At 56.7% G+C, this 17,654-nt stretch carries 15 protein-coding genes; 4 read left to right on the top strand and 11 right to left on the bottom strand.

Translation table 11 applies throughout. From position 1 onward, the window contains the following. Window positions 1-33: 33 nt before the first annotated feature. Window positions 34-291, top strand: a complete 258-nt coding sequence (locus tag C5F71_RS28695) for a hypothetical protein (RefSeq protein ID WP_029290884.1) — start codon at window positions 34-36, stop codon at window positions 289-291. A 44-nt stretch (window positions 292-335) separates the two neighbouring features. Here C5F71_RS28695 and C5F71_RS28690 read toward each other — a convergent pair whose 3' ends face one another. From C5F71_RS28690 to C5F71_RS28640, 11 genes are all read right to left on the bottom strand, one after another. Next, window positions 336-2,303 carry a DNA topoisomerase III gene (locus C5F71_RS28690; RefSeq protein ID WP_104912567.1) on the bottom strand — a complete coding sequence of 656 codons (1,968 nt, stop codon included), beginning with the start codon at window positions 2,301-2,303 and terminating at the stop codon, window positions 336-338. Between the two features lie 221 nt (window positions 2,304-2,524). Further along, window positions 2,525-2,995: a single-stranded DNA-binding protein gene (locus tag C5F71_RS28685; protein ID WP_029290887.1), complete on the bottom strand. Its 471-nt coding sequence runs from the start codon at window positions 2,993-2,995 to the stop codon at window positions 2,525-2,527. Beyond that, window positions 2,992-3,510, bottom strand: coding sequence for a DUF3158 family protein (locus C5F71_RS28680; RefSeq protein ID WP_029290889.1), 519 nt, complete (start codon window positions 3,508-3,510; stop codon window positions 2,992-2,994). Before C5F71_RS28680 ends, C5F71_RS28685 begins: the two co-directional genes overlap by 4 nt. Further along, entirely contained in the window at window positions 3,507-4,262 is a 756-nt protein-coding gene (locus C5F71_RS28675) for a PFL_4669 family integrating conjugative element protein (RefSeq protein ID WP_029290892.1), read from the bottom strand. The genes C5F71_RS28680 and C5F71_RS28675 overlap by 4 nt, the downstream gene beginning before the upstream one ends. A 146-nt stretch (window positions 4,263-4,408) precedes the next feature. Then, a complete protein-coding gene (locus C5F71_RS28670) occupies window positions 4,409-5,599 on the bottom strand; it encodes an STY4528 family pathogenicity island replication protein (RefSeq protein WP_029290894.1) in 1,191 nt (396 codons plus the stop codon). Then, window positions 5,596-6,144: a DUF2857 domain-containing protein gene (locus tag C5F71_RS28665; RefSeq protein ID WP_029290896.1), complete on the bottom strand. Its 549-nt coding sequence runs from the start codon at window positions 6,142-6,144 to the stop codon at window positions 5,596-5,598. Before C5F71_RS28665 ends, C5F71_RS28670 begins: the two co-directional genes overlap by 4 nt. Then, window positions 6,141-7,727: a ParB family protein gene (locus C5F71_RS28660; protein ID WP_104912566.1), complete on the bottom strand. Its 1,587-nt coding sequence runs from the start codon at window positions 7,725-7,727 to the stop codon at window positions 6,141-6,143. The genes C5F71_RS28665 and C5F71_RS28660 overlap by 4 nt, the downstream gene beginning before the upstream one ends. 14 nt (window positions 7,728-7,741) lie before the next feature. Then, on the bottom strand, window positions 7,742-7,951 hold the full coding sequence (locus C5F71_RS28655) for a hypothetical protein (protein ID WP_029290900.1): 210 nt from the start codon (window positions 7,949-7,951) through the stop codon (window positions 7,742-7,744). An 85-nt stretch (window positions 7,952-8,036) separates the two neighbouring features. Continuing rightward, window positions 8,037-8,879: a ParA family protein gene (locus C5F71_RS28650; protein WP_029290902.1), complete on the bottom strand. Its 843-nt coding sequence runs from the start codon at window positions 8,877-8,879 to the stop codon at window positions 8,037-8,039. A gap of 4 nt (window positions 8,880-8,883) precedes the next feature. Continuing rightward, complete coding sequence (locus tag C5F71_RS28645; protein WP_029290904.1) at window positions 8,884-9,114, bottom strand: AlpA family transcriptional regulator; 231 nt, start codon at window positions 9,112-9,114, stop codon at window positions 8,884-8,886. Window positions 9,115-9,226: 112 nt separating this feature from the next. Next, window positions 9,227-9,976, bottom strand: a complete 750-nt coding sequence (locus C5F71_RS28640) for a hypothetical protein (protein ID WP_029290906.1) — start codon at window positions 9,974-9,976, stop codon at window positions 9,227-9,229. Between the two features lie 1,677 nt (window positions 9,977-11,653). Here C5F71_RS28640 and mexE point away from each other — a divergent pair. The 3 genes from mexE to C5F71_RS28620 are packed head-to-tail and all read left to right on the top strand — an operon-like array spanning window position 11,654 to window position 17,520. Then, entirely contained in the window at window positions 11,654-12,907 is a 1,254-nt protein-coding gene (gene mexE, locus C5F71_RS28630) for a multidrug efflux RND transporter periplasmic adaptor subunit MexE (RefSeq protein ID WP_029290909.1), read from the top strand. Between the two features lie 15 nt (window positions 12,908-12,922). Further along, window positions 12,923-16,102: an efflux RND transporter permease subunit gene (locus tag C5F71_RS28625; RefSeq protein ID WP_104912565.1), complete on the top strand. Its 3,180-nt coding sequence runs from the start codon at window positions 12,923-12,925 to the stop codon at window positions 16,100-16,102. After that, window positions 16,099-17,520, top strand: coding sequence for an efflux transporter outer membrane subunit (locus C5F71_RS28620; protein ID WP_029290914.1), 1,422 nt, complete (start codon window positions 16,099-16,101; stop codon window positions 17,518-17,520). Before C5F71_RS28625 ends, C5F71_RS28620 begins: the two co-directional genes overlap by 4 nt. Window positions 17,521-17,654: the final 134 nt, after the last annotated feature.

Genomic DNA, 17,654 nt, shown 5'->3' with positions numbered 1-17,654 from the left:
GTCTGATAGGGCCAAGCTGAGGAATGGTTGAGCATGGAAGAGCAGAGCGAGAACGTCATGGATCTGATCTGGGATCGAACACTGGAGCTGTTCATCAAGATTCATGATTGCCCTGATAACCACGAACACTTCGACAGCCTTGTCCGTTGGCTCAACGAAAATCCTGCTCACCTGAAAGCGTTCAACGAACTAGGGCAGATATGGATTTCGACAGGCATCGCCTTGGCGCGTGAAATTGGACAACCACTCAGCGACTTAGAGAGGTATCAGCCGCCGTTGATGATGCACTGACCAGTACATCGCCTCCAATATTCATGTTGATCTTCAATGGCGCGTCATGGGCGACACGAATCTTTTCTGATGGGCACAGTGCCTTTGCAGTCTGGGTAGTGGGAGCACGACCAAAATGGCCCTGATTTCCCCTTTCGTCTGAGTGTTGAGGCATTGCATATGGGGCACGCTGGACCGGCTTCGACAGGTACCGCCAAGGTGAGCGTTCCGCAGTGTTCGACCAATTGCGCAATCCAAGTCGCCTGCTTGGCGACGAACGCATCCAGGGTCAGACGTCCCACTTCGATTTCGTCCAGAGCCTGTTCCCAGATCGCGGTCATACCCGGATCCGCGACCGCAGCAGGTACCGCCTCGATCAGGGTACGGGCCGCTGCGGAGGCCATCAAGGCGCGTTTTTTCTTCAGCAAATAACCGCGATCAATCAACGCCTTGATGATACCGGCTCGCGTGGCTTCGGTGCCGATACCGGTGGTGTCCCGAAGTTTTTGTTTCAGGCGTGGGTCGTTGACCAGCTTGGCCACATTTTTCATGGCCTTGATCAGATCGCCCTCAGTGAGTGGTTTGGGAGCGGCAGTGCGCATGGACTTGAGTTCGACGTCGTCCACTGCGCACTGAGTACCTTGTTGTAAGTCTGGTAAGACTTGAGACTTTTGACTGGGCGCATCGTCCTCGGTGTTGTCGGAGAGCAAGCCTTTCCAGCCCTGGACCAGGATCTGTTTGCCAACAGCGGTCAATCGTTCTTCGCCACACTTCAGTTCGACCTGGGTCCGATCAAACTCATGATGCGGAAGAAATTGCGCGAGGTAGTGGCTACGAATCAGTTCGTAGACTTGGCGTTCTTGTTCGGACATCCGCGCCAGGTTCGCCGGCTCGATGGTGGGGATGATGCCGTGATGCGCTGTGACCTTGGCATCGTTCCACGCACGGGAGTGCAGTAATCGATCGAGTCCTCCCAGTGCGGGCAGCAGTGCGGGATCTGTTTTGAACAGGGCATCGAATACCGCGGGTACCTCGTCGAACATACTCTCAGGCAAATATCGGCAATCGCTGCGCGGGTAGGTGGTGGCTTTGTGGGTTTCATACAGAGCCTGGACGATGTTCAGGGTTTCCTGAACGCCGAGTCCCAGCTTGCGTGAGCAGACTTCTTGCAGTGTGCTCAGGTCTAAGGGCAGGGGCGGCGGTTCTCGGGAATGCTCAGTCTGCAGCGAGAGTACTGTGGCGGTCTTACTGCTAGAGATCGCTTGGACCGCGTGACGGGCAAGCGCCTGCTGCAGGCAACGACCGGCCTCATCTCGTCCTGAGCTTGGTGGTAACCACGATGCGATGAATGGTTGCCCCATTGAGGACAGGTGCACATCCACGTCCCAGTAGGGTACCGAGACGAAGCTGGCAATCGCGCGATCCCGATCGACTACCAGACGTAAAGTGGGTGTCTGGACGCGTCCAACCGACAATACGCCGTCGTAGCCCGCCCGCCGTCCGAGGAGGGTAAACAAGCGACTAAGGTTCATACCGATCAGCCAGTCGGCGCGGCTGCGGGCGAGGGCTGAATGATAGAGCGGGAAGGTCTCCTGGCCGGACTTCAGCGAGGACAATGCTTTGCGAATCGACGCCTCGTTGAGTGCGGATAACCAGAGGCGCTGAACGGGGCCTCGATACTTGCAGAGCTCCAGTAACTCGCGGGCAATCATTTCACCTTCGCGATCGGCGTCGGTGGCGATAACGACGGTGGAGGCTTCGCTGAGCAGGTGTTTGATGATTTTGAACTGCGCGGCAGTCTTGGGTTTGACCTCAACCTGCCACTGCGTGGGAATGATCGGTAGATGATCCAACGACCAGGATTTGTACTGATCGGCATAGGCTTCAGGTGGGGCTGTCTCGAGCAGATGTCCGATACACCAGGTGACGGTTGAATCGGTGCCGATCAGGCAACCATCACCGCGTCGAGTGGCTCCGAGAACCTTGGCGATGTCACGACCTTGGGAAGGTTTCTCGCAGAGGAAGAGACGCATGGAACTACTCCGGATTGAGTTCGGAGCAGCGTTGTTGGAAACAGCCGTTGCGAGATATGAGAAACCTGAATGGCAGGTTCCTCATATTAGTCGGTGAGGACGGGCATAAATGGTCCGAGGCCGCTAGCCGATTGTAGCGTGGACGATAGTGTGGATCTTCACGAGCAGCGAGTAATAACAACCAGCTACTTCGCGCAAAGGCGCAATTTTTATGCCTGAAGTCAGTCCGTAGATGGCTGTCCTCTGCGCTTTCTGGGTTTGGACGTAGCTGAACTGGCCTGCTCTGTATTTTGCCCGACGTGCGTCGCAGATGCCGCCGGTTCACTGGAGCGTTCCCGCATGACCACACTGTGCACCCGGCGAGGTAGGATGCCGACTCGACGGGCCTCGATCTTGAAGGTCACCCGCGCATTGTCTTCGCTGTCCTCCCACTCATCGCGTACGGTGCGGCCTTCGACCAGCACACGCATGCCTTTCTGGTACAGCGTGCTCCAGTGTTCAGCCTCGCGGTGCCAGAGCTCAACCGGCGCCCAATAGCCGCCTCGATCTTCATAGCTGCCCTCGCGTGGCACGGGGTTGTCGAAGTACACATTCAGCCGTAGCAAACGCCGTGGCTCGTCATTGCCTGAGGCGAATTCCTGGAACTCTGGCGCACTGCCGATGTTGCCTTCGCCGACGAAAAAAGTACTCATCGTGATACCTCCACTGCGGTTGTGAACTGGCGCAGCAGCCGTTCGGCACTGTCCATTTTGATCGCACAGGTCGTGGCCTGGCGGTAGAGCGAATGCACCACACTCATCTGTAGATTCAGTGCGATGCGATTGCATTCGAAACGGCGCAATCCCTCGCGTACTACCTGCGTCAGGGCTTTGTTGGAGATCTGGCGTTCCCAGACCGCCACCCCCATACGGGTGAAGTCACGGGTGCGCCAACGCAAAAAGGTGCTGCCAGCGCTGGTGTTCTGCAGCACCAATCGGATACCCAGCAGTGAGTAAGGGGGCTGTCCGGCTTGCTGCACCACAGCCTCCATCAAGTCACATAACTGCGCCTCGATTTCCCTCGCCATCTGCGCCAGCTGCTCCAACTCCCCCTTACCCTTAAAAGGTTTTAAAAGGCCTTTTAGGGAGGCCGCGTGTTCGAGCTGCCGATAAGCATCCGGTGTCAACGCTTCGAAGGGCATTGGTTGAATCGGGATCATGGGATTCATGCTTCGTCCTCCGACTCATCCACTGTCGCAGATGGCTCTCCGGCTTCCTCTGCCAACGCGTCAGCATCATCCACTGCTACCGCACCACGACGAATGATTGGCGGCGCGAACTGGGAGCGACGAATACCTTCAAGGATGTCCATCGGGGGCAAACCCAGTTTCTCAATGGCCGCAATGGCACGGGCGTTGTTCGCCGCCATGTCGTCGCGGGTGACGCCAGCATGCCGATAGCGTTGCGCTTGGCCGAACAGGCTGCGCAGCAGATGGGCACCGTCGTCGATCCAGGCTTCCATGTCTCTGCGACCGATCAGGGCGGTGTGATGGGCCAATAGGGTACGACGCACCAGGGTGTCGTAATCGGTCAGCAGGTAGACCGCCAGAAAACCCAGCTGGCTGCCGATATACAACGGCAAGGTCACGGGGTGGATATTGAGGTTGTCGCCCATATCGATCTGCGTCGGCAGGTCTTGTCTGATCCGATCTAGCTGTTGGGTCAGTTCCAGCATTCCGATCTTGGCTTGCGTCAGTTTTTCTTCGAGTTGCACGATGGCCCAGTCGGCATAGGGATCATCCTGGGCCGCGGTTTGTTTGATCAGGTTGGTGGCACTGATGTAACCGGCCATGCCCATGATCGAGTGGACGCCTTCGCGTGCGGTCCGACCTTGCCAGATACGGGCGGCGTGGTGAGTGTGCAGGGTCAGGGTAATGCTGCTGCGCAATGAACCCAGATTGAGTTGATAGTGATCGGCCACGGTGATGTCCTCGCATTCGCTTGGAGGGGAACGTTGCGACAGATGAGAGGTAAAGACAGCCAAAAAGCTGAATGCGGTCTGTTCGGTTTGGTTTAAGAGTGCTAACTATGTAGACGTCAGTAGATTTGATGCCAGTGGCATCAAATCTACTGACGTCCACCGCGTTTGCCACGCAGTTGGCGTAGCTCATTCAGGCACGCTAGTGCGAGGGCGGATGCGGGTTCGCCCTGTTGTCGCGTTGATCGCGAGGTGGCCGGTAGGGGCGGTTCTGCAATGGGTAAAGGTTCTGCCTGACCTGCCCAAGGACGAAAATCGCCTTTCAGCGCACGCTGGATTAGACCCATCAGATAGGCCGCTGGCTTGCGGATTCCACCGGCCGCACAGCGTGCCCCCGCTTCGTTGAGCACCGCCTGCCGATCCGCTGGTTTAAGTTTGTTCAACGCCACGGTGACGGCCTGATGCTCGCTTGGGCTCAGGTGCAGTGGGGTGGGCCAGAGCAGGTTATCCACCGCCGGGGTCGCGCGCGGTACAGTACAAATACTTTCTTTTAATACAGTACAGGCGGCGTTCGGATTCCGAACGGTGCCGGAAACGCTGGTGTTCAAGCCTGGTTCGGATTCCGAACGAAGGTCTGCACGATTCCGAACGCGGTGATCGCCACCCCGTTCGGAGTCGCGTAACGCGTCAGCGGTTGCCCGATCCAATCCTTGCTGTGTCCAATGTTCGCCCCAACTGTCGAGCCGCGTCGGTAACCGATCCCGATCGATATTCGTGTCCTGGCGGACCTCCTCCACTACGTGCTGGGCGACAATACGCACCGCTTTGGTGGCATGAGCGAGGGCATGTCCGACCAGCTCCAGGTAATCCTGATCCAGTTCCATGGCCTCTGCGGGGGTTAACGGCTCATCGTGTAGAACATACAGAGAACCTTGATGACGTCCGCTGATCTGATCGCGGGCGCGACTCACCAAGCTGAGCCAGCGGGTCAGTCTGAGCATCGTCAAGACGCGGGCGATGGTTTCACGGGAAGCTGATGCACCGTAGGGCACGCTCGAAAGGTACGGCTGCAAATCTTCATAGCGCGGCGTGACCACGCCCTGGCCTTGCAACATGAGTCGAAATACTTGCCAGGCATTACGTTCCAACGGCGTCAACCGACTATCCAGCAGCAGTCGACGCGGCACGACTTCGTGTGATTGACCACTGAACAGAAAACCAGCTTGCAGAGCCTGGTAAGAGGGCTGTTCAGTGGTAGGGCGTGCTGGCCAGCGTTCACTCAGCTGTTGGGTGCATTGCTGCAGGACACGCTGCCAGCGACTGGAAGGGGCGGTGTTCATATTTCGTTGATGTAATGGTCGATCTGCTGCCACACGATGGTCAAGCTGATCTGTTGTTCTTCGGCCAGCATCATCATGGCGTCGAGCTGATCCTCGGTACCGTCCTGCGCGCGTAGCTGGCACCATCGCTGCCAGAGCGCATGTTCCTGGGCTTCGCTCAAATGCTGAGGACGGCCCTTACGGGTTTCTATCTTGAGCAGGCGTCGACGCAGGGCGGTTTCCGAATGCGCCAAGCCGAAGCAGCGATACATGATGGTGCTGCTGGCGCCCAGCTTGAGCGCTCGATTGATCAGCCGTTCGTTCTGCTCGTCGCGTTCGGCTTGCTCGATCAACCGATGTAGCACCGGCGAGTCAATCTTGACCTCAACCCAAGGTACGGTGGCATGGGCCAGGCGCGACAGCGTGGTGGGCGGTAAGGATTGCAACAGGTAGATGTCGTCCTCACCCAAGCCGAGTGCTTTGCAGCGTTGCAGGTTACCCAGGCGCAACTCGTGAAGGACCTGGGTCAGCATGGCCTGGTTGAGCACATTGAAGGATAAGCTCATGGCAATTCCTTCGGTGAGTTGACTTCATGGGGAAGCGTTAAGTCGATCAGGCGACGGGCTAGGCGGATCAGGCGATACAGTTTGATGAGCAAGCCGTCGGGCAGTCGCTCCAGTCCCACATCCACGGCGGGACGATCTGTCAGCGGGAGTTGGTAGACCCCCAACAACAACTGGCCGAACAGGGCTGAGGGCAGTTGCTTGCGGTCCTCCCAGTTAACGTCGTCTTGAGCGCGTAGCAGGGCCAGGAGCAGTAGGTGAACGCCGGTCGCGCGAGGCGCTGCAAGATCAAGTGGCTCGATGTTGAGGGCAAAACCCAAGCCATGCGTCTGATCGATGATGCTCTCGGGATGTCCGGCATAGGTCGCCATTTCCCGCGCCAGTCCGGCAATGGCTAAACGCAGTTCTTCGGGGCTATCCAGTGTGGGTGCGATGATCCAGATGTCGTCGATCGCGCATGCCTCGACGGTCGGTGCTGTATCGATTGAGATCTCGCGCTCGATCTGTTCACGAATCTGTTGAACACGTGACGGAGGGCTGACCTCTGAAACGACATTCGTTTCGTGCGGTGTGAGCCGTTCCTCTCGCGCTGTTTCGGTCAGGGACTTGGTCTCAGTTGATTTGGGATGCTGCTCGGAGGAGAGAGGTTCTGCCGCGGCTTCATTAACGCTCGGCAGAGGGGTGTTCTCTGAGGGCGTGGTGATGACAATGCCAGGCGTCGAGATGACTCGTTGGGTATCGCTCAGCTCCAGGGCCAACATACGGTAGGACTGTCCGAGTAAACGGCTCATGCGTTCAAGCAGTTCATCCTGGAGCTGCTCAAGATCGAATGACTCGGGGTCGGTGTCAAAGTCGCCCAGGGTATCGAGCCAAAACTCGGCGAACGCAACAGTGACGGTTGGATAATGGTTCCAGGTTCGTTCGGCCTGGCTACGCAGACCGATTAGTCGTTCGATCTGTGGTTTACCCAATCCGGCATACAGGGTTTGTGGAATGGCGGGCAGTACGTGTTCAAGGGTGTCCAACATACGGCTGATGTGTGATTGCGAAATCGGATAGCCTCCAGCGGCAAGACGTCGTGCCAGCTCACGTTGTGATAGCACAGCTCCCTCTCGTTCGAGCATGGCTTTGAGTTTGGCTACCGCCAGAGCCCGTTCGATGAACGTGAGTTGGCCATGTAGATCGCTTTCAGCCAGATGGCCGAGTAGGGCGGTGATTTCATTGCTCCAAGGCCGGAACAGGCAATGAATGCGAAAGAAGCGCTCGTCGCGGGTTTCCTGCCACAGCTCGCCGAGAATCGCCAATCGCGTATTACCGCCGTTGCGGATGATGAAATAGGTCTCTCCGGGGCGGCGGGTAATCGGTGGCGGTTGATCCAGCCCGCGTTCACGGATCGAAGCTTTGATATCGTCGTATAGAGGATTACGGATGAAGCGCGGGTTGTGTTCGTACGGCCGCAACTGCTCCAGCGTCACCAACATAGGCGTGTCAGCAAGTGGATCGGACAGCCGCTCCAGTTCTGAAGCTCGAGGAAAATGGTCCTGATGCAGCTTGTCGGTGACTTCCTCCTGACTGAGCTTTTTCATCTGAATAACCTCAGTTAACGGCGGTTGTGCAAATGATCACCGACCTCGAACTTGACGATCTCGGCAGTCCCTGAACCTTCGAAGTGTCGGGAAAGTTCTGCGAGGAACCAGTTCATGGCCGAACGCCCACCCTGCAGGCGAAAGACCACAGTGCAGTACTCCTCACAAGGTCGGTGGTGGGGTTGAATGGAGGGTGGAACGATGATGGGCAGTTGATCCAACATCAGAAGACTCCTAGCCAAACATGGTTGGTCTCAAGGTCGATCAAACTCAATGACGGGGTGAGAAATGCCAGTTGGGTGATTTGTCTCATTGAACATCCGCGCATCTGTTCACCGTAGATATCGCCTCGCGCCATTCCGGAAACAACTCAATGGCCAGCGCTTGCATAGTTTCCAATGCTGGTGGCGAGCGTCGTTCGCGTGACCGGCGCGTCTCGATTCGGTGGACTGGTAGGCCGAGGGAGGCGGCATTGAGATACGCCACTCGGTCTGGAACTATGGTTTCTAGAACCGAGATGTTGGTAGCCCCAGCGAAGGTCTCGCGCAGGCCTCGGATGATCATTCGCGTGTCTACTCGGATGCTATTTACCTGGTTCAGCAGCAGTCGCAACGGTGGCGGCGTAATACCCAGGTGACGAAATGATTCGAGATCACTGAACAGCCTCAAAGTGCCGCGGCGTAGTTCGCGGGCGGCTAGCATTTCCGGTGAGATGGGGGAGAGGGCGATATCGCAGGCGAGGATGGCCATCTCTACTAGCACGCTACGTGCGCCTTGGGTGTCGATCAAAAGCAGGTCATAACGGGGGCGAAAATCGTCGAGCAAATTGCGCAGCCGTAATCTCCCGTCAGGGGCGTGCAGCAGTAATGTACTCAACTGGCCCTGAGCGTCGTTGGAGATGATGAGGTCGAGCCCTGCAATCACGGTCCTGGAAATAATCTGTGCAGGCGTTGTTAACTTGAGTGCAATGAGCTCGTGAGCGCCAGCAACAGCTTTCTGGCTCAAGGCGTAATAGCTGGAGAGGGTGGGTTGGCTATCCAGATCGAGCAGTAGAACACGTAGACCAGCATCCGCCAGCAGACCGCCGAGATTGGCGGCTACTGTGGTTTTGCCTACGCCACCTTTGGTGGACACCACTGATACCACGCGCATGGCATCAGGCCTGCTGCGCCAAACGTTCATTGATCCATTGCTCGATCTCCAGCGAGTCCCAGCCAACTGCGCGCAGCCCAATGCGTTTGGCTTGAGGGAATTTACCTTCCTTCATCAAGTTGTAGATGTGCGCGCGCTTGAAGCCGGTTTTACGCTCCACCTCCTCACGCCGCATGATGTGACGTTCGAGCGGCGGTTGGAGCAAGTCTGCAATAGGTGAAAGCTGATTGGACATGATGGTCACTCCTCGCGTCGATTGGCGCGTAGTGGGAAGTGACCTGAATTGAATAGCAGAAACGGTAGAGAGTCATTGCACTGCAATTGGGATGATTGCGGTGCAATGGGACTCAGCGCTTCGAGAGACTTCGTTTGGCAGCAGCGAATTTTTCATCCAAGGTGCGCTTGGAAATGCCAGACAGGTTTTTATGGTGAGCGGTCAGCGCGTCGACAATGGCAGCTTGGGATCTGAAAACTGAATGAGGTTTTCCCGAGGGGGAGTGATCTAGGAAAAGGCTGACCATTGCACCGATGATGTGGAGGTACGCGGTTTCGCTCCGGTCGCTAACCTTACTATTGGTCTTGAGCAGGTGATGTATGTTCTCCTTTTCCAATCCGATACTTTCAAGTTCATTTAACAACTGCTGATAGGCTATTTCTATATTTTTTAACTGTAGTTGCAAGGCGTCCCGATCACATTGTAAGGTTAAATATGCACCTATACTTATAGTATTCTGCTGCTTGAGTGAGCCTTCAAAAAGAAACGCCGGTCGCTGGTCAGGATAGTATCGCGACATCCAGAACCTAAGATCAGTATGACGCACGGTTATTTGGTTGCAGTCAATGGGTGTTCCAGTTGCGACTGGCACGCCGAAGCAACCGTAGGCGAGTTCTCCATGTTGAATCCCATCCAAAATTTTTTCGGTATTTGCATGCAAACATGGCCACTGTGGGAAGGCGATTTTGAGCATGGTGGTGCAATGCCGCCCTGCCTCAAGAATTTCCCTCTCGAAGGCCATTAAGTTACACCAACGTAAGGCCGCATCAATGGGCCGATAAAAAATCTTCGCGTTGGGATGGCAGCTTCGAGTTGCGTACATAACAGTTTCTCCTCCTTGAAATCCGTTGCTCCTGAAGAGTTTATTTTTGAGTGTTTTCTTGAAAAATTTAGGCTTACTAAATTTAGGGGGCATCCAAACGAGCTTTGATGGAACCAACGGTTTTAACTGCTGCGCGAGCTTAATTCAGATCGGCTGAAAAAAAATGACAAAAAGTTGATGATTTCCGCCAATTTTTTTGCTGATTGACCTTTGGAAGCTCTTACGTAGTTGATAATTTCTCTGTTGTCAAACGATCAACCTATATTTTCATGCTCTGAAAGTGAGTTGAAGCAGTTGAACACCTAGAGCAGTTATCAATCGTCATAACGGTCTTACTGCGTCCGTTTTCGCTCAGCCGCTAATAACAGCCTGACGCCGGAAGAGTTTGATATACAAACCTTTTCCTCGTTTGGCGAGGCTGCAGGTGCCAAAGTATTTGGCGGGTATTAGGGAAATGTTATCGGCGTATACTACGCCGATCGAGAAACCTAATAGTGAGGAAACCTTTTAAGGAGTCATCCAACGGCTAATATTTCTTGCATGACTGACGGCGGATCAGATCAAAGGCGGCGGGATTGGAGACTGAATATTTTTACATTTGGGACGAGAAAACTTGACTCTCACTGGTTAGCTACTTTCATACGGCGAGAGTAATAAGAAAGGCCGAATTGCTGGGCGTGATAAAAGTCTGGAGGCCTATTCAGTAAAAACTTCAGATGAACGTAAATGTTCCCTGTAGGCCGGTGCTGCGGGCAAAACTGTATTAGCCTTCTGCGTTCTACGCGTGGTCGCGTCTCTAAATCTTGAAAGGATAATTGATACAGCATTTACTTCTTCGTAGTTGCAAAAGAAAATCTGGAATGGAAGAGGTTGGGCTCCTGTTGATAGGGGCACGTATTGGGAGGCTTTGGCTTGGCAGTTCTCTTTTTCGTAGACGGAAAAATTCGTGGTTTAATCTCAGTGAGAACTTCTAAGTACCGTAAAAGTGAGCGAGACCTATCGACACTGGTGCGTGAGGCTACTGGAAAGATAGAGCGTCTTTCTTCTTCGGGTATTATAACAATCAAGTTTCTTTGTTTGGATTCAAGAATTCGCCAGCATTAGGTTTGTTTCAGCTTGCTTTAAAGAAAAATACGATATTTTATAAGCGTAAGAAAGAATTTATTATTAGACTCCTAATAATTTAGATTCATTCGTCGTGCTTAGAGTGTGTTCGGTGTTTTCGCTGCGTGTTCGGCTTTTTCTTGTTGGCAGTTGGAGGAGGGGCTGATCAGTTTGGCTGAAATCGTCAACGTTTTGTCTCTTTTTAATTTGAGCGTTCAGTTACAGTATTTCGTAAGTAGATGCGCTGCTTGACGCATTAGTTTGTTGGCTGTGGGGAATGTCTAAAAAGGTTTTGGTTATAGGGTGTCGTCTTTATTTTTTTGACGGGTTCGGAGTTGACTATATGTCGGGCGCCATAAAAAGTGTCATGGAGTTTGAGGAGGAAATGGATGGCACTTTTAATTCTGCAGTTATAGGTTTTCTTGATCTCCTGGAATATCACCACCAGAGCTCTGCAAGGTGGGGGTTGAGGGGGCAGGAGTTACAAATGGTTGGCTGATTGAGTGTTGCTGGATTGATAAAAAGTTCAAGGATGATCATGTTCAACTAATACAATTACAGGGCTTATGAACCATGGACCAGTCACTCAAACTCTTGTGGTATACACTCGCGGCTCTTGCCGTGCTGGTCATAAGCGCTTGCGGTAAAGCCCCGGAAACCGCCGCCAGCATGCCGGCCGCCAAAGTCAGCGTGGCCAAGGTGCTGGAACAACCGGTGAATGAATGGGACGAATTCACCGGGCGCCTGGAAGCCCCGGAAACCGTTGAAATCCGCCCACGGGTTTCCGGCCAGATCGATCAAGTGGCCTTCACCGAAGGCGCCCTGGTGAAAAAGGGCGATTTGTTGTTCCAGATCGACCCACGTCCATTCCAGGCTGAAGTGCGCCGCCTTGAAGCCCTGGTCGCCCAAGGCCGGGCCAACGCCACCCGCAGTGAAAACGAAGCCCAGCGCGGTGAGCGCTTGCGCACCAGCAACGCGATCTCCGCCGAACTGGCTGACTCGCGTACCAGTGCGTCCCAGGAAGCCCGTGCCGCCGTTGGCGCAGTCCAGGCGCAACTGGACCTGGCCAAACTCAACCTGAGCTTCACCCGCGTCACCTCGCCGATCAGTGGCCGTGTCAGCCGTGCGGAAATCACCGCCGGCAACCTGGTCACCGCCGATACCACGGCCCTGACCAGCGTGGTTTCCACCGACAAGGTCTATGCCTACTTCGATGCCGACGAACGTGTGTTCCTCAAGTACACCCAGCTCGCGCGCCAAGGCCAACGCGGTGTCACCACCCCGGTATACCTGGGCCTGTCCAATGAAGACGGCAACCCGCACCTGGGCCAGATGAACTTTGTCGACAACCAGGTCAACCCGAAAACCGGCACCATCCGTGGCCGCGCGGTGTTCGACAACAGCGACGGCACCTACACCCCAGGCCTCTATGCTCGCCTGAAGCTAGTGGGCAGCGGCACCTACTCCGCCGTGCTGATCAACGACGAAGCCGTGGGCACCGACCTGGGCAAGAAGTTCGTGCTGGTGATGGACGGTGACAACACCGTCTACCGCTCCGTCGAGTTGGGGCCGAAGATCGAAGGTTTGCGCATCGTGCGCAGCGGCCTGAACAAGGACGACACCATCATCGTCAAGGGCTTGCAGCGGGTGCGTCCAGGTTCGCCGGTCACCCCTGAAGTCATCCCCATGGCCAGCAAAGAAACCCTCGCCGCTCTGGCGCAACAACGACAAGCACTGGAAGCCAGCAACCTGCCTCAAGCCACGCCCGTCAAAAGCGCGCCTGGTAGGGCAGTGAAACTGGCCAGCACTGCGGCTCCACGCGGTTAAGGGACGACAACTCCGATGAATTTTTCCCAATTCTTCATTTCACGGCCGATCTTCGCCGCGGTGCTTTCGCTGCTGATTTTGATCGCTGGTGCGATTTCGCTGTTCCAACTGCCGATCAGCGAATACCCGGAAGTGGTTCCGCCCACTGTGGTGGTACGCGCCAACTTCCCGGGGGCCAACCCCAAAGTCATCGGTGAAACCGTGGCGGCGCCGCTGGAGCAGGCCATCACCGGCGTCGAGAACATGCTGTACATGTCCTCGCAGTCGACCGCCGACGGCAAGCTGACCCTGACCATCACCTTTGCCCTGGGCACCGACCTGGACAACGCTCAGGTGCAGGTACAAAACCGTGTAACACGGACCCAGCCGAAACTGCCTGAGGAAGTGAGTCGCATCGGTATCACTGTGGACAAGGCCTCCCCGAACCTGACCATGGTGGTGCACTTGACCTCGCCGGACAAACGCTACGACATGCTCTACCTGTCCAACTACGCGATTCTCAACATCAAGGATGAGTTGGCCCGCCTTAGCGGTGTGGGTGATGTGCAGTTGTTCGGCATGGGCGACTACTCCCTGCGCGTCTGGCTGGACCCGAACAAGATCGCGTCGCGTAACCTGACCGCTACCGATGTGGTGACCGCCATTCGCGAGCAGAACCGTCAAGTGGCCGCTGGTGCCTTGGGCGCCCAACCAGCCCCGAACGCGACCGCCTTCCAGTTGTCGGTCAATACCCAGGGCCGTCTGGTCACTGAAGAAGAGTTCGAGAATGTCATCATTCGTTCCGGCGATAACGGTGAAATCACTCGGCTGAAGGAGATTGCGCGGGTCGAGCTGGGCTCCAGCCAATACGCGTTGCGCTCCTTGCTTAACAACCAGCCGGCGGTGGGATTGCCGATCTTCCAGCGTCCTGGCTCCAATGCGATCCAGATATCAAACGACGTTCGTGAAAAAATGGCTGAGTTGAAGAAAAACTTTCCGCAAGGTATGGATTTCGCCATCGCCTACGATCCAACCGTCTTCGTGCGTGGCTCTATCGAGGCGGTGGTCCACACTCTGTTTGAAGCCTTGATTCTAGTGGTGCTGGTGGTGATCCTTTTTCTGCAAACCTGGCGCGCCTCGATCATTCCGTTGGTGGCCGTGCCGGTGTCGCTGATTGGTACCTTTGCGGTCATGCACCTGTTCGGTTTCTCGCTTAACGCGCTGTCATTGTTCGGTTTGGTACTCGCTATCGGTATCGTGGTGGACGACGCCATCGTGGTGGTGGAGAACGTTGAGCGCAACATTGAGCTGGGCCTGGAGCCCCTCCCGGCCACTCAAAAGGCCATGAGCGAAGTCACTGGTCCGATCATTGCCACGGCACTGGTGCTGTGTGCGGTGTTCATTCCAGCGGCCTTTATAAGCGGCTTGACCGGGCAGTTTTACAAACAGTTCGCCCTGACCATTGCGATTTCCACGGTGATTTCGGCGTTCAACTCGCTGACCTTGTCCCCTGCTCTGGCCGCCGTGTTGCTGCGTAGCCATAACACGCCGAAGGATCGTGTCTCAAAAGCGCTCGACAAACTGTTTGGTGGCTGGTTATTCCGTCCGTTCAATCGCTTTTTCGAGAAAGCCAGCCATGGCTACGTCGGCGCCGTGGCGCGTGTAATCCGCAGCAGCGGTATTGCCTTGGTGCTGTACGCGGGGCTGATGGTCCTAACCTTCTTTGGTTTTTCCAACACCCCGACCGGTTTCGTACCTGGCCAGGACAAGCAATACCTCGTGGCCTTCGCTCAACTGCCGGATGCGGCGAGCCTTGATCGCACCGAAGACGTGATCAAGCGCATGTCCGACATTGCCTTGAAACAGCCGGGAGTGGAAAGCACCGCGGCGCTCCCAGGCTTGTCGATCAACGGCTTCACCAACAGCACGAACAACGGTGTGATATTTGTCACCTTGAAGCCGTTCGACGAGCGTAAAGACCCAAGCATGTCCGCCGGCGCGATTGCCGGTGCGTTGAACGGAAAATTCGGCGAAATCCAGGAAGCCTACATGGCGATCTTCCCGCCGCCGCCGGTACAGGGCCTGGGCACCATTGGCGGGTTCCGCCTGCAGATCGAAGACCGGGGCAACCTGGGCTACGACGAGCTGTACAAAGAAACCATGAACATCATCAACAAAAGCCACGGCGTGCCGGAACTGGCTGGGCTGTTCACCAGCTACACGGTGAACGTGCCCCAGGTCGATGCCGCCATCGACCGCGAAAAAGCCAAGACCCACGGCGTGGCCGTCAGCGACATCTTCGACACCCTGCAGATCTACCTGGGTTCGCTGTATGCCAACGACTTCAACCGCTTCGGTCGCACTTACCAGGTCAACGTCCAGGCTGAGCAGCAGTTCCGCCTTGAACCGGACCAGATCGGCCAGCTCAAAGTGCGCAACAACAAAGGCGAAATGATCCCGCTGGCGACCTTCATCAAGGTCAGCGACACCTCGGGCCCGGACCGCGTGATGCACTACAACGGCTTTATCACCGCTGAAATCAACGGCGCCGCCGCGCCCGGCTACAGCTCTGGCCAGGCCGAAAAAGCCATCGAGAAACTGCTCAAGGAGGAACTGCCCAACGGCATGACCTACGAGTGGACCGACCTGACCTACCAGCAGATTCTCTCGGGCAATACCGCGCTGTTCGTGTTCCCGCTCTGCGTATTGCTGGCGTTCCTGGTGCTCGCCGCCCAGTACGAAAGCTGGAGCCTGCCACTGGCGGTGATCCTGATCGTGCCGATGACCCTGCTCTCGGCCATTACCGGGGTGATCCTGTCGGGGGGTGACAACAACATCTTCACCCAGATCGGTTTGATCGTACTGGTGGGCCTAGCGTGTAAGAACGCGATTCTGATCGTCGAGTTTGCCAAGGACAAACAAGAGGAAGGCCTCGACCCGCTGGCTGCGGTGCTGGAAGCCTGCCGCCTGCGTCTGCGGCCGATCCTGATGACCTCGTTCGCCTTCATCATGGGTGTGGTGCCCCTGGTGTTCTCCAGTGGTGCCGGTGCCGAAATGCGCCACGCCATGGGTGTTGCGGTGTTCTCCGGGATGCTCGGGGTGACCTTCTTCGGCCTGCTGCTGACCCCGGTGTTCTACGTCCTGATCCGCAACTATATGGAACGCGGTGAGGCTCGCAAAGCGGCCCGCGCCCCGAAGTTGGAGGCGCAACAATGAGCCTGAAAGTCTTCCTGCCGAGCCTGTTGGCCGTGGCCCTGAGCGCCTGCGCCGTGGGCCCGGACTACAAGCCCCAGAACCTGGAGGCGGCCCATATCACGGCCGCCACCGATGGCGCCGCCGGGCAAAAGAACTTTGACCGAGCACGCTTTGAAGGCATCTGGTGGCAGCAATTCGAGGACCCGATCCTCAACCAATTGGTGACCCAGTCGTTGCAGGGCAACCGCGAACTGCGGGTCGCCTTTGCCCGGCTGCGGGCGGCACGGGCGATTCGCGATGACGCCAGCAATGACGCCATGCCCACCATCACCAGCCGCGCCAGCAGTGACCAGGCCAAGGGCCAGATCCCTGGGCAAACCACCCGGCGCGTGAAAAGTGAACGTTACGACCTGGGCCTGGACATGGCCTGGGAGCTGGACCTGTTTGGGCGTATCCAACGCAACCTGGAAGCCAGCGACGCCGACCAGCAGGCCGCCGAGGCCGACCTCTACCAACTGCAAGTCAGCCTGATTGCCGAACTGGTGGACGCCTACGGCCAACTGCGCGGCGCCCAACTGCGGGAAAAAATCGCCCTGGCCAACCTGAACAACCAGCAGGAGTCACGCAAGATCACCGAAAGCCTGCGTGATGCCGGGGTCGGCGATCAGCTCGACGTGGTGCGCGCCGACGCGCGCCTGGCCTCGGTTGAAGCCAGCGTGCCGCAACTGCAAGCCGAACAGGCACGCCAGCGCAACCGCATTGCCACCCTGCTCGGCGAACGCCCGGACAAACTCACGGTGGACCTGAGCCCGGCGCAGTTGCCTGCAATTGCCAAGGCCTTACCGATTGGTGACCCGGGCGAACTGCTGCAACGGCGCCCGGACATTCTCAGCGCCGAACGCAAACTGGCTGCGTCCACTGCGCGCATCGGCGTGGCCAAGGCCGACCTGTTCCCTCGGGTCAGCCTCAGCGGCTTCCTCGGCTTTACTGCTGGGCGCGGTTCGCAGATCGGCTCCTCGGCCGCCAATGCCTGGGCGCTGGGCCCGAGCATCACCTGGGCTGCGTTTGACCTGGGCAGTGTGCGGGCCCGCTTGCGCGGCGCCGATGCTGAAGCGGATGGCGCCCTGGCGACCTACGAACAGCAAGTGCTGCTGGCCCTGGAAGAGTCGGAAAACGCTTTCAGCGACTACGGCAAACGCCAGCAGCGGCTGTTCTCGTTGATTCGTCAAAGCGAATCCAGCCGCGCCGCCGCCGACCTGGCCGACATTCGCTACCGCGAAGGCACGGTGGACTTCCTGGTGCTGCTCGACGCCCAGCGCGAACGCCTGGCGGCTGAAGACTCCCAGGCCCAGGCCGAAGTTGACCTGTACCGCGGCATCGTTGCCATCTACAAAGCCTTGGGTGGCGGCTGGTCACCGGAAACAGTCGCCAGCAAGTAACCAACAGAGCTCCTTTGGTTGGCCGCATCCAACCAATGTTTTGTCCCGTGACCTATTCGGTCGCGGGGCTTTTTTTTGGTTCTTCACGGAATCCCGAGAAACACAGAAACAAGAACGCCGATTTGATTGATGAT

Origin of the sequence: Pseudomonas sp. LG1D9 (assembly GCF_002949995.1) — a bacterium.
In the GTDB taxonomy this organism is placed as follows: Bacteria; Pseudomonadota; Gammaproteobacteria; order Pseudomonadales; family Pseudomonadaceae; genus Aquipseudomonas; species Aquipseudomonas proteolytica.
Note: the sequence above shows the minus strand (reverse complement) of the source record. Positions and strands in the feature narration are given on the sequence as shown.

Coding starts and splice junctions, on each gene's coding strand:
- C5F71_RS28625 (WP_104912565.1), top strand. CDS start 12,923: ATGAATTTTTCCCAATTCTTCATTTCACGGCCGATCTTCGCCGCGGTG.
- C5F71_RS28650 (WP_029290902.1), bottom strand. CDS start 8,879: ATGCGCGTGGTATCAGTGGTGTCCACCAAAGGTGGCGTAGGCAAAACC.
- C5F71_RS28665 (WP_029290896.1), bottom strand. CDS start 6,144: ATGAGCTTATCCTTCAATGTGCTCAACCAGGCCATGCTGACCCAGGTC.
- C5F71_RS28640 (WP_029290906.1), bottom strand. CDS start 9,976: ATGTACGCAACTCGAAGCTGCCATCCCAACGCGAAGATTTTTTATCGG.
- C5F71_RS28655 (WP_029290900.1), bottom strand. CDS start 7,951: ATGTTGGATCAACTGCCCATCATCGTTCCACCCTCCATTCAACCCCAC.
- C5F71_RS28690 (WP_104912567.1), bottom strand. CDS start 2,303: ATGCGTCTCTTCCTCTGCGAGAAACCTTCCCAAGGTCGTGACATCGCC.
- C5F71_RS28680 (WP_029290889.1), bottom strand. CDS start 3,510: ATGAATCCCATGATCCCGATTCAACCAATGCCCTTCGAAGCGTTGACA.
- C5F71_RS28695 (WP_029290884.1), top strand. CDS start 34: ATGGAAGAGCAGAGCGAGAACGTCATGGATCTGATCTGGGATCGAACA.
- C5F71_RS28660 (WP_104912566.1), bottom strand. CDS start 7,727: ATGAAAAAGCTCAGTCAGGAGGAAGTCACCGACAAGCTGCATCAGGAC.
- C5F71_RS28645 (WP_029290904.1), bottom strand. CDS start 9,114: ATGTCCAATCAGCTTTCACCTATTGCAGACTTGCTCCAACCGCCGCTC.
- C5F71_RS28620 (WP_029290914.1), top strand. CDS start 16,099: ATGAGCCTGAAAGTCTTCCTGCCGAGCCTGTTGGCCGTGGCCCTGAGC.
- C5F71_RS28685 (WP_029290887.1), bottom strand. CDS start 2,995: ATGAGTACTTTTTTCGTCGGCGAAGGCAACATCGGCAGTGCGCCAGAG.
- mexE (WP_029290909.1), top strand. CDS start 11,654: ATGGACCAGTCACTCAAACTCTTGTGGTATACACTCGCGGCTCTTGCC.
- C5F71_RS28670 (WP_029290894.1), bottom strand. CDS start 5,599: ATGAACACCGCCCCTTCCAGTCGCTGGCAGCGTGTCCTGCAGCAATGC.